Annotated in this window: 9 protein-coding genes and 7 pseudogenes; 6 read left to right on the top strand and 10 right to left on the bottom strand. The window is 74.1% G+C overall.

The features are described 5' to 3' along the window. Window positions 1–2 precede the first annotated feature (2 nt). From UG55_RS21415 to UG55_RS21410, 3 genes and pseudogenes are all read right to left on the bottom strand, one after another. Window positions 3–1,603, bottom strand: a pseudogene (locus UG55_RS21415) (PASTA domain-containing protein); the annotation flags it as partial. Between the two features lies 1 nt (window position 1,604). Then, window positions 1,605–2,126: serine/threonine-protein kinase (locus UG55_RS41060; RefSeq protein ID WP_242424899.1), on the bottom strand; the 522-nt coding region annotated here is incomplete at its 3' end. Between the two features lie 454 nt (window positions 2,127–2,580). Further along, window positions 2,581–3,354, bottom strand: a complete 774-nt coding sequence (locus UG55_RS21410) for an IclR family transcriptional regulator (RefSeq protein WP_066072227.1) — start codon at window positions 3,352–3,354, stop codon at window positions 2,581–2,583. 139 nt (window positions 3,355–3,493) lie between these two features. Between UG55_RS21410 and leuC the strand changes: the two genes are divergently transcribed. From leuC to UG55_RS21395, 3 genes are all read left to right on the top strand, one after another. Beyond that, a complete protein-coding gene (gene leuC / locus UG55_RS21405) occupies window positions 3,494–4,891 on the top strand; it encodes a 3-isopropylmalate dehydratase large subunit (RefSeq protein WP_066072224.1) in 1,398 nt (465 codons plus the stop codon). A gap of 143 nt (window positions 4,892–5,034) precedes the next feature. After that, entirely contained in the window at window positions 5,035–5,622 is a 588-nt protein-coding gene (gene leuD / locus UG55_RS21400) for a 3-isopropylmalate dehydratase small subunit (protein WP_066072221.1), read from the top strand. Between the two features lie 609 nt (window positions 5,623–6,231). Continuing rightward, window positions 6,232–6,516 carry an HU family DNA-binding protein gene (locus tag UG55_RS21395; RefSeq protein ID WP_066072217.1) on the top strand — a complete coding sequence of 95 codons (285 nt, stop codon included), beginning with the start codon at window positions 6,232–6,234 and terminating at the stop codon, window positions 6,514–6,516. A 177-nt stretch (window positions 6,517–6,693) separates the two neighbouring features. On the opposite strand, the pseudogene UG55_RS41055 reads toward UG55_RS21395, so the two are convergent. The 5 pseudogenes from UG55_RS41055 to UG55_RS41035 all read right to left on the bottom strand — a co-directional run. After that, window positions 6,694–6,825, bottom strand: a pseudogene (locus tag UG55_RS41055) (hypothetical protein); the annotation flags it as partial. Between the two features lies 1 nt (window position 6,826). Then, a pseudogene (locus UG55_RS41050) lies at window positions 6,827–7,298 on the bottom strand (RNA degradosome polyphosphate kinase); the annotation flags it as partial. A 1-nt stretch (window position 7,299) separates the two neighbouring features. Then, window positions 7,300–7,581: pseudogene (locus UG55_RS41045) on the bottom strand (RNA degradosome polyphosphate kinase); the annotation flags it as partial. A 1-nt stretch (window position 7,582) separates the two neighbouring features. After that, a pseudogene (locus tag UG55_RS41040) lies at window positions 7,583–8,233 on the bottom strand (RNA degradosome polyphosphate kinase); the annotation flags it as partial. 1 nt (window position 8,234) lies between these two features. After that, window positions 8,235–8,907 (bottom strand): annotated as a pseudogene (locus UG55_RS41035) (RNA degradosome polyphosphate kinase); the annotation flags it as partial. A gap of 180 nt (window positions 8,908–9,087) precedes the next feature. On the opposite strand from UG55_RS41035, the pseudogene UG55_RS41030 reads away from it, so the two are divergent. The 3 genes and pseudogenes from UG55_RS41030 to UG55_RS21380 all read left to right on the top strand — a co-directional run. After that, a pseudogene (locus UG55_RS41030) lies at window positions 9,088–9,267 on the top strand (transglutaminase family protein); the annotation flags it as partial. Between the two features lies 1 nt (window position 9,268). Further along, window positions 9,269–10,077: transglutaminase family protein (locus UG55_RS21385; protein ID WP_242424898.1), on the top strand; the 809-nt coding region annotated here is incomplete at its 5' end. A gap of 399 nt (window positions 10,078–10,476) precedes the next feature. Beyond that, window positions 10,477–12,945: a bifunctional diguanylate cyclase/phosphodiesterase gene (locus UG55_RS21380; RefSeq protein WP_066072271.1), complete on the top strand. Its 2,469-nt coding sequence runs from the start codon at window positions 10,477–10,479 to the stop codon at window positions 12,943–12,945. Here the strand turns inward: UG55_RS21380 and UG55_RS21375 are convergent. Then, complete coding sequence (locus UG55_RS21375; RefSeq protein WP_066072208.1) at window positions 12,921–13,709, bottom strand: cyclase family protein; 789 nt, start codon at window positions 13,707–13,709, stop codon at window positions 12,921–12,923. The genes UG55_RS21380 and UG55_RS21375 overlap by 25 nt on opposite strands. Further along, on the bottom strand, window positions 13,706–14,464 hold the full coding sequence (gene cofC, locus UG55_RS21370; RefSeq protein ID WP_066072204.1) for a 2-phospho-L-lactate guanylyltransferase: 759 nt from the start codon (window positions 14,462–14,464) through the stop codon (window positions 13,706–13,708). Before cofC ends, UG55_RS21375 begins: the two co-directional genes overlap by 4 nt. Window positions 14,465–14,558: the final 94 nt, after the last annotated feature.

Genomic DNA, 14,558 nt, shown 5'->3' with positions numbered 1-14,558 from the left:
GATCAGCCCTGGCGGGCGGCGGTGGTCGCCGGCGGAGCGGTGGTCGGCGCCGGGGCCGGCGATGCGGCGCAGCTCGGCTCCAGCCACACGTTCTCGCCCTTGCGCATCATCGTCCCGGCCGAGGGGTTCGTCCCGGCGGCGGTGGTGCCCTTGCCCCACTGGCAGCCGCCCGAGCCGTCCAGGACACCGAAGCCCGCGCTGACCAGCGCGCTGCGCGCCGCCGCGAGTGACTGGCCCGCCACGGAGGGCACCTCGGCGCAGTTTGTGGCCTGCACGGTGAGCGTCACCTTCGTGGAGACCGGCACGACGCTTCCCGGGTTGGGGCTCTGGTCGAGCACGATCCCGCCGCTCTTGCCCTTCTGGCAGGTCTCGCTGCTCGCCACGTTGGTGAAGCCCTTGCCGCTGAGCGTGCTCTTCGCGGCCGACTGGCTCTGGCCCTGCACGTCCGGGACGGTCTCGTCCTTCGCCGTCGGTGAGGGGGAGGCACTCGCGGACGTGGTGGCGGTCGCGGTGGCGGTGGCCTGCCCGGACGGCGCCGGACTGGCGCCGGGAGAACCGCTGGGGATGGGGCTGCCGGCCGCGTTCGTGCGCGGCGCGCCGTTGACGCCACCGTTCGAGCCCGCCGCCGCCGGGTCCATGTCCGGCGGCATCGGGATGCCCCCCGGCAGGGTCGCCGTCATCGACGGGTCGGTGATGACCTGCGCGGTCCCGTCCGAGGTCAGGGAGCTGTCGCCGTCGCCGGCGGCGGCCAGGGCCCAGCCGCCGGCCCCGGCGACCAGGGCCACGACCAGTCCGGCGCCGGCCGCGATGCGGCTGCGTCGCCGTCGGTCCGCTGCCGGGCGCCCCCCGGGCGCACCCGGGCCGGCGGCGCTGGCGGGTACGGGGTCCTTGCTCGCCGAGATCACCGTGTTGCGGTCGGAGGCGGAGCCCGCCGAGCGCGCGGGAACCCGGACGGCGGGCTGCGCCCCGGTGGCCGCGTCGGAGCTGTCCCACCCAGCTCGGGTCGGGGGGATGCCACCGACCTGGGTGTGCGCGGCGTCGTCCCAGTCGGGCCGGACCGGGGCCATACCGCCGGTCCGGGTCGGGGACATCGCGGCGGTCCGGGCCGGGGGAATGCCGGCGACCTGGGTGTGGGCCGCGTCGTCCCAGTCCGGGTGCGCGCCGGTGGTGTTCCGGCCCTTGGCGAGCACGCTGGTGGCGCCGACCGGGGCGATTCCGCCGACCTGGGTCAGGGCGGCGTCGAAGTCGGCGTCCCGGCTGCCGGCCGGATCGCCGCGGCGGTCGGAATCGTCGTCGAAGTCGCGGTCGCGGTCGTCCTCCTCCAGCGCGTCGAGGAGATCCTCGGCGGCGTCGGCGGCGGTCGCCGGGCGGTCCCGCGGCGCCTTCGCCAGCATCGAGGCCAGCACGTCCCACACCGCGGGCGGCACGCCCTGGATGGGCTGCGGCTCGTCCTCGCGGTGGGCCCGCACCATGTCGGCCGGGTGGGCCTCGTCGAACGGCGGGCTGCCCGCGATGAGCTCGTAGAGCACGATCCCGGCGGCGTAGATGTCGACCGAGGGCGTGGGCGGGATGCCGTCCGCGAGCTCGGGCGCCATGTAGAGCGNGGTGCCGATCGGGCCGGTGAGGGAGGCCCGGCCCGGGGTGTGGACCATCCGGGCCACCCCGAAGTCGGTGAGCCGAACGTGCGGGCGCCGCGGGTCCGAGGTGTCGATGAGGACGTTCTCGGGCTTGACGTCCCGGTGGATGATGCCGGCGGCGTGCACGGTGTCCAGCGCCCACAGCAGGCCGATCACGAGGCGGACGGCCTCGGTGACCGGGCGGGGTCCGCCCTGGTCGAGATGGGCCCGCAGGTCGATGCCCTCGACGAGGTCCATCACGATCGCCAGCGTGCCCGGTTCCCTGATCAGGTCTCGGACCCGTACCAGCTCGGGGCTGTCGAGCTGGACGAGCAGATCGCATTCACGCAGGAACCGGTCGACGACCTCGGGATCGTGCGCGAGTTCCGGCCGCAGCACCTTGATGGCGACGGGTTCCCCATCGGGGATATGGGCCCCGCGCCAGACCTGGCCGGCCGTTCCCTGCCCGAGCAGCTCGTGCAGGACGTACCGCGAACCCAGTTTGCGCACTGCGCCTTTCCCCCTCTGAGCGCGGAGGGAACTCCCACCGCGCGAGCCTGTGCCGCCGCCGCGGCGGGGGCTGCGGAAGCCCGGGAAATCCCCGCGGACGGGTGACGGCGGCCCGGCCGGCCCTGCCCCCCGGCAGGTGGTCGGACACACCGCGTGCCGTGCGACCGCTCCGGTGCCCGCCGCGCCGGCGCGAGGTTTCGGCCGGGCCGCGCCACATCATGTCCGTGCGTGGACAACTACTCGAATACGCCGGCCCGATCATGTTGACAGGACCGGTGTTGACAGAACCAAAGGCTACGACGCCATCTCATCCCGGGCGGCGTCGGGGTGCCGACGGCGGTCAGCGGTGCGGGCCCATTGTGTTTCAGCTCATCGGAAAGTGGTGCTCAACGGGGCGGCCGGTGAGATCTCCCGCCGGTATGGCGGGATCGGCAATGCCAGCTCCGATGATCCGTCATCCGTCGTGATCCGCGGCGTTGCCTTCTGCGGCTTCGCGCTGGTCGGGCGGGGCCTGCGCGGGCGACGGCGGGTCGGCGGGGGCCGACAGCCGGCGGGCCGCGGCGACGATGGCGGGCCCGTGCCGCCTCCCCGGGGACCGGGTCAGCCGCTCGACGGGCCCCGACAACGACACCGCCGCGACCAGCCCGGCCGGGCCGAACACCGGCGCCGAGACCGAGGCCAGCCCGGGCTCACGCTCGCCCACACTCTCCGCCCAGCCGCGCCGGCGCACCTTCTCCAGGACGTCCGGAGCGAAGGCCGCGGCGGTGAGCAGGCCCGGGTCGGCCGTGGCGGCGAACGCGAGCAGCACCTGGGCGCCGGAGCCGGCGGTCATCGGCAGGGTCGCGCCGACCGGGACGGTGTCGCGCAGGCCGGTGGCGCGCTCGGCGGCGGCGACGCACAGCCGGACGGGGCCACGCCGGACATAGAGCTGGGTGCTCTCGCCGGTGTCGTCCCGCAGCGCGGTGAGAACCCGGCCGGCGGCGTCGAGCAGCTCCCAGGGCAGCGCGGTGGGGCTGCCGGCCGCGAGGCGGGGCCCGGGGACGAACCTGCCGGCCGCGTCGCGGGCCAGCAGGCGGTGTGTCTCCAGCGCGCTGGCGAGCCGGTGGGCCGTGGCTCTGGTCAACCCGGTGCGGGTGACCAGGTCAGCGAGGCCGGCTGGGCCGTGCTCGACCGCGGTCAGCACCAGGGCGGCCTTGTCGAGGACGCCGACACCGCTACTATGTTCCATAGTCTGATACTGCCATCCCAAAGTATGGAACGCATCCAGGCTCTGCAACACCTCGCGAGCCCGTACGCCTCGTGAGCTCTGGAACGCACCGGTTGTCGACAGCGTGGGCCCGTCCCATGCGAGAGAGGGAGTGGGGCCGATGGGGCGCACACTCGCGGAGAAGGTCTGGGACGCACACGTCGTGCGCCGTGCTGACGGAGAGCCGGACCTGCTCTACATCGATCTGCACCTCGTCCACGAGGTCACCTCGCCGCAGGCCTTCGAGGCGCTGCGGCTGGCCGGGCGGCGGGTCCGCCGCCCCGACCTGACGCTGGCCACCGAGGACCACAACGTACCGACGACCGACACGCTGCTGCCGATCGCCGACCCGGTGTCGCGGGCGCAGGTCGAGGCGCTGCGCAAGAACTGTGCCGAGTTCGGCGTCCGGCTGTTCCCGATGAACGACCCCGGGCAGGGGATCGTCCACGTCGTCGGCCCGCAGCTCGGTCTGTCCGAGCCCGGCATGACCATCGTCTGCGGTGACAGTCACACCTCGACGCACGGGGCCTTCGGCGCGCTGGCGTTCGGCATCGGCACCAGCCAGGTCGAGCACGTGCTGGCCACCCAGACCCTGCCGCAGCGGCGGCCCAAGACGATGGCCGTCACCGTCGAGGGCGAGCTGCCGCCCGGCGTCACCGCCAAGGACCTGATCCTCGCGGTGATCGCCCGGATCGGCACCGGCGGCGGCGCCGGCTACGTCATCGAGTACCGCGGCGAGGCCGTCCGCGCGCTGTCGATGGAAGGCCGGATGACGGTCTGCAACATGTCCATCGAGGCCGGCGCGCGCGCCGGCATGATCGCCCCGGACGAGACCACGTTCGAGTACCTGAAGGGACGTCCGAACGCCCCGACCGGGGCCGACTGGGACGCCGCCGTCGCGTACTGGCGGACGCTGGCCACCGACGCCGACGCGACCTTCGACCACGAGGTGGTCATCGACGGGCCCAGCCTGAGCCCGTACGTCACGTGGGGGACCAACCCCGGCCAGGCCGCACCGCTGAACTCGGCCGTCCCCGACCCGGCTGACCAGGCCGACCCGGCGGTGCGCGGCTCGGTCGAGCGGGCGCTGGCCTACATGGGTCTCACCCCGGGCGCGCCGCTGAGCGACGTCGCCGTCGACACGGTCTTCATCGGCTCGTGCACCAACGGCCGGCTCTCCGACCTGCGGGCCGCCGCCGACGTGCTGCGTGGCCGCCAGGTGGCCGACGGCCTGCGGGTGCTGGTCGTGCCGGGCTCGATGGAGGTCAAGGCGCAGGCCGAGGCCGAGGGGCTCGACGAGGTGTTCCGCGCCGCGGGTGCCGACTGGCGCAGCGCGGGCTGCTCGATGTGCCTGGGCATGAACCCGGACACCCTGCGGCCCGGGGAGCGCAGCGCGTCGACGTCCAACCGCAACTTCGAGGGCCGTCAGGGTCCCGGCGGGCGCACCCACCTGGTGTCCCCGCAGGTCGCGGCCGCGACTGCCGTGACCGGCCGGCTGACCGCGCCCGCCGACCTGTAGGCGGGGGCCGCGCTCCCGGCGGCGTCCGGGCGCGGCCCGACATCCGAACGACGCGACCGAACGCGACCGTTCGAACGCGACCGTTCGAACCTCGAACGACGAACGACATCCGCAAACGACATCCGAAGGGGGACGTACCCGACATGGAGGCGTTCACCATCCACACCGGTCGGGCGGTGCCGCTGCGGCGCAGCGACGTCGACACCGACCAGATCATCCCGAGCGACTGGCTCAAGCGCATCGAGCGGACGGGCTTCGGCGCCGGCCTGTTCTCCGAATGGCGGGGAGACCCGGAGTTCGTGCTGAACAGCCCGGCCTACGCGGGGGCGTCGATTCTGCTCGCCGGGCCCGACTTCGGCACCGGCTCGTCGCGGGAGCACGCCGTGTGGGCGTTGCAGGACTACGGCTTCCGCGCCGTGATCTCGCCGCGCTTCGCCGACATCTTCCGCGGGAACGCGCTCGGCAACGGACTGCTGCCGGTGACGCTGCCGGCGGACGAGGTCGAGGCGCTCATGGCCGCGGTCGAGGCCGACCCGGCGACGGAGATCACCGTCGACCTGGCAGCCCGGGAGGTCCGCGGCGCGGGCCGCTCGGTGGGGTTCGAGCTCGACGACTTCACCCGCTGGCGGCTCATGGAGGGCCTCGACGACGTAGGGCTGACGCTGCGCCACGAGGAGCGGATCACTGCCTTCGAGGCCGAGCGGCCGGCCTGGCTGCCCACGACGGCCTGAGCCGGCCGGCGGCCGGCAGAGCCGCCGCGAACCCCGTCCGGGACACCGGATCCGGGACACCGGGGCCGCAACCGCGCCCGCGGACGGCCGGGAAACCGGCCCCGGTGCCGGCGCGACCCGGCTCGGCGCAGGGACTTTCCAGGCCCTGGGGCGGCTCGGCGGGGCCCCCGCACGGATGTTGCATTGATCACATCGATGGTCGTCGTGCCGCGGCGGGGACGGGGGAGCTGTCAGCGGTCCCGCCGCACGCCGATCCGGTGTTCGGCGGGACGCTGAGGGTGATCTCACATCCGCGTGGGGTAGCGCTCCGGTGCTTGCCGGTGAGCAGTGCCCGCCGGACCGCGTCTCGGGGCTATCAATTCGTGACTTTCGGCTTGAATCGCCCCAGGTCAAATGTCACCCAAGGTGACCAAGCTGAAGGATGCGGCGGGCTCNCTGAACAGTGCGCAAGCGGTATCCACCTGGCGCGAACCCGCTGACGTGCGGGTTTGTGTGACGCGACACGCTCATGGGAATTGCCCTCGACAGTGGAGATGCCTACGGTGCAGCGCAGTGTGATGCCCGATCTGCTCCCCACCCCGTCAGGCGCGGGGGCGTCCGGAGGTTGTTGTGAACAAGTCCCAGTTGGTTGACCGCATCGCTCAGCAGATCGAAGGCGGGCGGGCGAACGCCACCAAGGCCGTCGACGCGGTGTTCGACGCGATCCAGGAGGCCGTCGCCGGCGGCGAGAAGGTAACGATCACCGGTTTCGGTGTCTTCGAGCGGGTGGAGCGCGCCGCGCGCACCGGCCGCAACCCTGCGACCGGTGAGCCTGTGCACGTCGCCGCGTCCGTGGTCCCGAAGTTCCGTCCGGGCTCGGAGTTCAAGGCCAGCGTCTCGTCGAGCAGCGACTGAACGTGTACGGCTGATCCCCCCGGATTCCCCGGCCCGACCGACCTGGGGAGGACGTCCGCGGGTATGCGGACCGCGGGTGTGCGGACTCCCGGATGCGGAATGGCCGTATCCGGGGAGTTCGGGGGTATCAACGCAGGACGGGCGCCGAACCGCACCGGGGCACGGCCGCCGGGCCGGTCAGCCCCGCCCCCGCTGGAAGGCCCGGGCCATCAGGTCCTGCTGGTAGTCCGACAGGCGCTGGTCGTCCGGGCCCACGGTGTGCCGCTCCCAGCGGCCGTCGGGGGCGAGGATCCAGGCGGAGACCTGGTCNGAGAACGCATGATCGAGCATCCCCCGCACGGTCGCCTGCCGCTCCGCGTGCGGAACACGCACCAGCGCCTCGATCCGGCGGTCGAGGTTGCGGTGCATCATGTCGGCGCTGCCGATCCAGTACTCGCCGGCGGACACGAACTCCAGAACCCGGCTGTGCTCCAGGAAGCGCCCCAGGATCGACCGGACGTGCACGCTCTCGGAGAGGCCGGGCACCCCCGGCCGCAGCGAGCAGATGCCGCGCACGAGGCAGTGGACGGGCACCCCGGCGATCGACGCCCGGTAGAGCGCGTCGATGATCTCCTCGTCGACCAGGCTGTTCACCTTGACCCGGACGCCGCACTCCCGGCCCTCCCGGGCGGCGGCGGCCTCGTTCTCGATGCGCTGGATGATGCCGTCCCGCATGTGCTGCGGGGCGACCAGCAGTGACCGGTACTCCGTCTGCCGGCTGTACCCGGTCAGCACGTTGAACANGTCGGTGAGGTCGGCTCCCACCTCGGGGTCCGCGGTGAGCAGCCCCAGGTCCTCGTACAGCCGCGCGGTCTTCGGGTTGTAGTTGCCGGTGCCCACATGGCAGTACCGGCGGAGGCCACCGCGTTCCTGCCGCACGACCAGGCAGATCTTGCAGTGCGTCTTGAGCCCGATGAGGCCGTAGACGACGTGGCAGCCGGCCCGCTCCAGCTCCCGGGCCCAGCGGATGTTGGCGCTCTCGTCGAACCTGGCCTTGATCTCCACCAGGACGACGACCTGCTTGCCNGCCTCGGCCGCGGCGACCAGCGCATCGACGATCGGGGAGTCGCCGGAGGTCCGGTACAGCGTCTGCTTGATCGCCAGGACGTTCGGGTCGGCGGCGGCCTGCTCGATGAAACGCTGCACCGAGGTCGTGAACGAGTCGTACGGGTGGTGGACGAGCACGTCCACCTCGCGCAGCACGCTGAAGAAGTCCTGCGGGTCGCCCTCGTCGTTCAGCAGCCGGGGATGGGTGACGGGCACCCGGGGTGGATCCTTGAGCTCGGGGCGGTCGAGGTCGTAGAGCGCCCACAGCACCGACATGTCCAGCGGGCCGCGTACCCGGTGGACCTCGCGGTCGGTGATCTCCAGCTCGCGCATCAGCAGGTTGAGCAGGTCGTCGTCGATGTCGGCGTCGACCTCCAGGCGGACCGCCGGGCCGAACCGGCGTCGCGCCAGCTCGCGTTCCAGCGCCTGCAGCAGGTCCTCGGCCTCGTCCTCCTCGACCTCGAGGTCGGCGTTGCGGGTGACCCGGAACAGATGCGAGTCGACGACCTCCATGCCGGGGAAGAGCTGCCCGAGGTGCGCCGCGATGACCTCCTCCAGCGGCACGAAGCAGGCCGTGGAGTCGTCCCGCGCGGGCAGGTGCTTCTCCGCCCCGTTGCGGTCACCGACCGGCNCGGCGACGTCCACCCGGATCAGTCTCGGGACGTTCTGCGGGACCTTCACCCGGGCGAAGCGCTCCGACTCGCCGCCGGGCTCGCGCACGATGACGGCGAGGTTCAGTGACAGGCCGCTGATGCAGGGGAACGGGTGCGCCGGGTCGACCGCCAGCGGCGTCAGCACCGGGAAGATCTGCTCGTGGAAGTACCCGCGCAGCCGTTCCCGCTGCGTGCTCTCGAGCTGGTGCCAGAGCTTGATCGTGATCCCGGCGTGGGCGAGCGACGGTGCGACCTCGTCGGTGAAGCAGCGGGAGTGGCGGGCGCTGAGCTCGGCGGTCGTGCGGCTGATCAGGTCGAGCTGCTCGCGGGCGGTCAGGCCGTCCGCGGAGCGGACCGCGAGCCGGGTGGCGTCGCGCCGCATCAGCCCGGCGACCCGCACCATGTAGAACTCGTCCAGATTACTGGCGAAGATCGCCAGGAACTTCGCCCGTTCCAGTAGCGGCGTCGTGACGTCCTCGGCGAGGGTGAGGACGCGGGAGTTGAAGTCGAGCCACGACTTCTCGCGGTTGATGAACCGATCAGCGGGAAGATCCGACGGGGCGGGCGCTCTGGGGGCTTCCAGGGGTTCCAACAGCGCGCTCCGCGCCTTCCGCTGCGGCTGCTCCGGGCGGGTCGCAACCAGCTCGCTCATGCTTGCCCATGCTGCCAGCTCTGGGTGAACTCGGCAGCCGGGAACTATGACGAAGTGAGGTCATCGTGCGAAATGGTTGTTGTGTGCGGCCAGTCGTGATGTTCCGTGTTGACGCTGTTCGGTAACGCTGGGGGTGTGGTGTCGTTTCCGGTAACCGGCGGGAAACACGGCCGGGTGACGATCGATGACGTGGAGTCGTCCGCGGCCGTCGAGCCCGAGGGGGTCGATCTCGCGGGGGCGGAACGCGTCACCTACCAGGTGCGGCAGCGCTTCCGCTACGTCTACGACGGGGTGGCGCGGGATCTGGACCACCGGCTCGTCGCGGTGCCGCCCACCCGGCACGGTGGTCAGCTGCGGCGCNCCGTCGACCTCCAGGTCTCCGCGCCCGATGCCCGCACGACCTGGGAGCGCGGGCCGGACGGCCTGCAGGTCGCCAACATCAGGATCGACATCGTTCCGCCCACGCTGGACTTCGACATCGCGGTCGTCGTCGAGCGCATCGCCCACCTCGGCTGGCCGGAACTGCCCGCTTCCGCCCTCAGCAGCCGGCGGCTCCTCGCCCCGACCAGACTGACGACGCCGACCGCCGGGATGGTCGACGCCGCGCGCTCGCTCGCGGGTGGCGACCCCCTGACCACGGCCCGGCGGATCTGCGGCTGGGTGCACCAGCGAATCGAGTACGTGTCGGGCAGCACCGATGTCGGGACGACGGCGGCCCAGGCGCTCGCCGGCGGGCACGGGGTCTGCCAGGACCAGGCCCACGTGATGATCGCGATGTGTCGCGCGATCGGGATTCCGGCCCGCTATGTCTCCGGGCACATGCTGGGCGAGGGGGCCTCCCACGCCTGGGTCGAGGTGGTCGTGCCGGCCGGGCTGGCCGCGGCGCGGGCGGGCGGGGCTGTGCCGCCGGGTAGGGCTGTGCCGCCGGGTAGGGCGGCCTCGCCGGGTGGGGCGGGCGCGGTGGCGATGGCGTTCGATCCCTGCCACGACCGGGCCGCCGACCTGCGGTACGTGACGGTCGGCGTCGGTCGGGACTACCAGGACGTCGCGCCGACCTCCGGGCGCTACGTCGGCGCGGGTCGCGGCGTGCTGGTCGCCTCGCAGCGGGTGGACGTCCTCGACGTGGTCCGCGGTGACGGCGCCGCGCCGGGCGGTCCCACAACTGGGTGACACGGCGGCCGGGTGGCACCGGTCCGGATGACGCCACGGGCGCCCGCACCGCCGCCAGGCCGCCCGATCTGGGGGTCCAGGCCGCCGTGAGGTGGCGGGTTTGACTCCCGACGCGCCGGCCGCACCACAGGTGGACACTCTTTGTGTTTGACCGATCACAGTATACGGTGACCTCAGGGCCTCTCCGACAAGCCGGTCTCAGCGTCCAAGCCGGTCTCGGCGTCGAATGGTCTGACTCCCGGCCACCCGCGACGGCGTCGTCATCCGCGAACAGTCGCCACGGCCGCCGGCTGCCGCCGGTGGGATCCGACAGCGGCCGGCACGTGGGAAGTCCGGCCCGAGGCCGGCGGACGGGTCCCCGGCTACCGGGGCCACCCGCGCGCAGGGAGGAGGGTGGGCGTGCCGCTGTTGCTCGACGGCGCCGCGATAGCGGCCGGCCTGACCGCCGCGACCGGCTGTGTCTGGGCCGGGCGCCGGTTGGGACGGGCCCACGGCAGGTGGCTGATCTGGGTCGCTGCGGCCCTCGTGGCCTGGACCGCCGGCCAGTCCGCCTGGCTCGTGGACGGGCGGGCCGGCCACCGGCCGCGGCACCCCACTCCGGCCGACGCCGGTTACCTGGCCATGCCGGTGCTCGCGCTGGCGGCGCTTTCCGCCGCTCCCACGGCCAGAGCGCGCCGCCCGCCGAACCGGTTGGACCTGCCGCCGTACCCGCCGTCCGCGGGGCCGCCGCCGGGCGGCGGGACCGGCGGACCCGCCCCGGGAAGGGCCGAGGCAGCCGGGCCCGGCGTGCTGGCGGCCAGGGCGGGGACCGCCCCGGGCCACCCCGGCCTCAGCCCCGACCCCGGCCCCGGCCTGGTCGACCGTTTCCTGCTCGCCGCCTCGGTGTTCCTCGTCGGCTGGGCGCTGGGGGTCCGCCCCGTGCTCACCGCCGCGGAGGACGACGAGTGGGACCGCGTCATCGCGGTCGTCTACCCGGCCGGAGCGGCACTGCTCGTGCTGGCCTCGCTGCACGCCACCGCCTTCCGCCGGCTGACCGACCGGGTCCGCATCCTCGCGGCCGCCGTCGGCCTCGTCCTGATCGCCGCGTCGACGTCGGCGTCGCGCGGCGTCACCGGCCCAGGTTCGTCCACGCCGCTGCTCGCGGTGGCGCCGATCGCCGGTTGCGCCTTCGTCCTGGTAGCCGCGCGGCGTGCCGCCGTGGCGGCCCCGGCCGGGTTCCGGGGTGTCGCGGTGGCGGCCGAGGCGGGTGCGCGGCGCCCGACGTTCCTCGTCGTGCCGACGCTGATGGCCGGGTGCGCGGCCGCCGTCGTGCTCGCCGGGGTGGCGGTCGGCCATCGGCTCGACGGTGTCGAGATCGGGCTGGCGGCCGCGTTGGTGGCCGGGCTGGTCGCGGACCGCCTGGTGGCGGCCCGGGCCGCTCGCCAGCTCGCGTGCCGGGTGCGCGACGCCGAGCGGGAGCTGCACCACCGGGCGTTCCATGACCCGCTCACCGAGCTGGCCAACCGGGCCCTGTTCCAGTACCGGCTGCGGGCGGCCCTGGCCGACCGCCGGCGGGCCGGTGACCGCGGGGCCGAGACCGACCTCGCGATCCTGTACTGCGATCTGGACGACTTCAGCGCGCTCAACGACAGCCTGGGGCCGGCGGCCGGTGATCACCTGTTGCGCACCGTGGCGCAGCGGCTGCGGCACTGCGTCCGCACCACCGATCTGGTCGCCCGCATCGGGTCCGACGAGTTCGCCGTGCTGCTGGCCGGCGGTGAGTCGCCCGCGGCGGTGGGGGAGCGGGTCCTGGTCGCCCTGCGCCACCCGGTGTCGGTCGGCGGCCGGCAGCGGTCGATCCGCGCCAGCGTCGGGCTGGCCGTCGCCCGCCCCAGCCACGAGACCGGCGAGTCGCTGATGCGGCACGCCGAGACCGCCGTGCACGTGGCGAAGTGCTCGGGCCGCAACCGTCTGGTGACCTACCGGCCCGGCATGACCTCACCCGAGGCGGGGGTGCAGCTCGCCGACGCACTGGCCACAGCCCTGCGCCGCGGTGTGCGCTCGGCCGGCTTCGACGTCCACTACCAGCCGATCGTGCGGCTGCGGGACGGGCACCCGGTCGCGCTGGAGGCACTGGCCCGGTGGACGGACCCGGGACGGGGCCCGGTGCCGCCGGGAACGTTCGTCGCGGCCGCGGAGAGCGGTGGCATGGTCGGGCTGCTGGACGATCTGGTCCTCACCCGGGCCTGCACCGAGGTCGCGCTGGCCTACCCGAGCACGTCCCGGCTGCGGCTGCACGTCAACGTCTCCGCCAGCCGGATCGTCGACACCGGGGTGCGCGACAGCGTCGCCCGGGTGCTCGCCGCCAGCCGCCTCGACCCGCACCGGCTGGTGGTCGAGGTGACCGAGACCAGCCGGATCGCCGACCTCGCCACGGCCGCGGAGGTGCTCACGGAGGTGAAGGCGCTCGGAGTGGCGATCGCGCTGGACGACGTCGGTGCCGGCTATACGAACCTGGCGGCGCTGCACCGCCTGCCGGTGGACGTCGTCAAGCTGGACCGCACGCTCGTCGAGGCACCCATGGACGGCAGCCCGGTCTCCAACCTGCGGCGTTCCATGATCGACGTGGCGCACTCGCTGGGCGCGGTGGTGATCGCCGAGGGCATCGAGCGCGAGTCCCAGCTCGTGGAGCTGGACCGGCTCGGCTGCGAGCTGGGCCAGGGCTTCCTCTTCGCCCGGCCGGGGCCGCTGTCGGGTCTCGCCACGATGGAGGAGACCGCGGAGGAGACCGCGCAGGGCCCGCGCCTCGGCGGCCTCGACGGCGGCCTCGGTGGGGCGGGTGGGGCGGGTGGGCCTGGCGGGGCTCAGCGGTGGCGACGGCCGTCCTGATGGCGGATCGTCCGCACCCGGCGGCCGCCGGCCCGCGGATGCGGCGGGACGAGACCGAAGACGGTTGCGGCGGAACCGGAACCGGCACGGTTGACCGCACCGCCGGCCAGCACCCAGGCGCCGGCCGGGGGCAGTGCCTCGAGATTCGCCAGGTTCTCCAGCGATATGCGGTGCTCATGGAAGAGCTCGCGCGAGACCGCGAACGTCGCGTCCAGACCGGCGTCCGGGCCGAAGGTGTCGGATCCCAGGGCGCCCCGCCGCCCGAGCCGGCCGGTGTCGATCAGCCAGCGCACGGCGGCCAGACCGAAGCCCGGCTGACGGATGCGGCCGTGGCCGTCCAGGTTCGCGTAGGCCGCGGTGCCCCACCGCCGGTCCCAGCCCGTCCACGCGATGACCGCGGCACCCGGGGGGATCCGCCCGTGCCGGCGCTCGAACGCGGCCAGATCGGCCCTGCTCACCCGGTAGTCGGGGTCCGCCGCCGCGGCCGCGCGGACGTCGATCCGCACCGCCGGGAGGAACAGATCCGCCGGGCTCAGATCGTCGGCGAGCGCGCCGCCCGGCTCGAAGTGCCCGGGCGCGCCCCAGTGCGTGCCGGTGTGCTCACCGCGGCACACCAGCTGGAGGTAGTACCCGTCGCGCTCGTGCGTCGCCGCGGTCGTCAGTGTGAACGCCGGGTCGCCGGGGAAGATCGGCGTCGTCGCGGGATCGTGCACGTGCGCCAGGCTCACGACCGTCGGCTCGCCGGGGGGCCGGCGGCCGTTCATGCCGCGCTGCGCGGCGACGGGCTGGCCGCGAGCACCCGGGCGGTGGCCGGCCCCAGCCCGAGCGCGCGGGCCGTCGCGAGGTCGGCGACGGTGTCGACGTCCCGGCGCAGACCGGGAACCTGGTCGGCCAGCAGCGCGGTGAGGTCGGTGGCGCCCGAGGCGCGGTGCGCGGTGAAGCTGCCGGTGCCGAACCGCGGGCCCAGCTCCGTCCCGGGCGCGGCGCACAGCAGTACCGTGCCGGTGCCCACCGCGTCCGCGAGCACGCTGCGGCCCGCCCGCGGCGCCGCGGCCAGCGCCCGTCGCAGTTCCTGTGGCCGCAGCGCCGGCAGGTCCGCGGAGATGGCCGCGGCCCCCCAGCCCGGGTGCAGCCGCCGGGCGAGCGCCGCCGCGTGCGCGATGGCCGGGTTGAGCCCGCGGTTCGGCTCGTCCGCGGCGACCAGAAGCCGGCCGGCCCGCTGCTCACCGGTGGTGCGTCCGGCGCCGCCGCCACCGCCGCCGCTGCCGCTGCCGGCGCCGGCGGCCGGGCGGGCCACCGTGAGCGCGGCGAGGGCGTCCCGGGCCACCCGGTCGTCGGTCACGACGATGACCGCGCCCACGACGTCGCTGCCGGCGTCGAGGGCGGCCGAGGCGGTGTCGAGCGCCATCGCGAGCGCCAGCGCGCCGCGGTCCGGATGGTCGAGCCGGGACTTCGCGGCGGTGAGCGGCTTCAGCGGGACCAGCACGACCCAGGGCGGGGTGGTCTCGGCGGACTGCACAGGGCCGACGATAGGACATCCGCGTGCCCGTGGGCGCCGCCGTGGACGTCCCGGCGGAGGTTCCAGACGGGGTCGTGTCCCGCCACGGCGGGAC

The sequence above is a fragment of the Frankia sp. EI5c genome (assembly GCF_001636565.1).
Lineage (GTDB): Bacteria > Actinomycetota > Actinomycetes > Frankiales > Frankiaceae > Parafrankia.
The sequence above is the reverse complement of the archived record's forward strand: the minus strand, read 5'-3'. Positions and strand labels throughout refer to the sequence as shown.

Bases quoted from the DNA above. Each gene is read 5' to 3' on its own strand.
- UG55_RS21410 (WP_066072227.1), bottom strand. From the start codon at position 3,354: ATGGAACATAGTAGCGGTGTCGGCGTCCTCGACAAGGCCGCCCTGGTG.
- leuC (WP_066072224.1), top strand. From the start codon at position 3,494: ATGGGGCGCACACTCGCGGAGAAGGTCTGGGACGCACACGTCGTGCGC.
- leuD (WP_066072221.1), top strand. From the start codon at position 5,035: ATGGAGGCGTTCACCATCCACACCGGTCGGGCGGTGCCGCTGCGGCGC.
- UG55_RS21375 (WP_066072208.1), bottom strand. From the start codon at position 13,709: ATGAACGGCCGCCGGCCCCCCGGCGAGCCGACGGTCGTGAGCCTGGCG.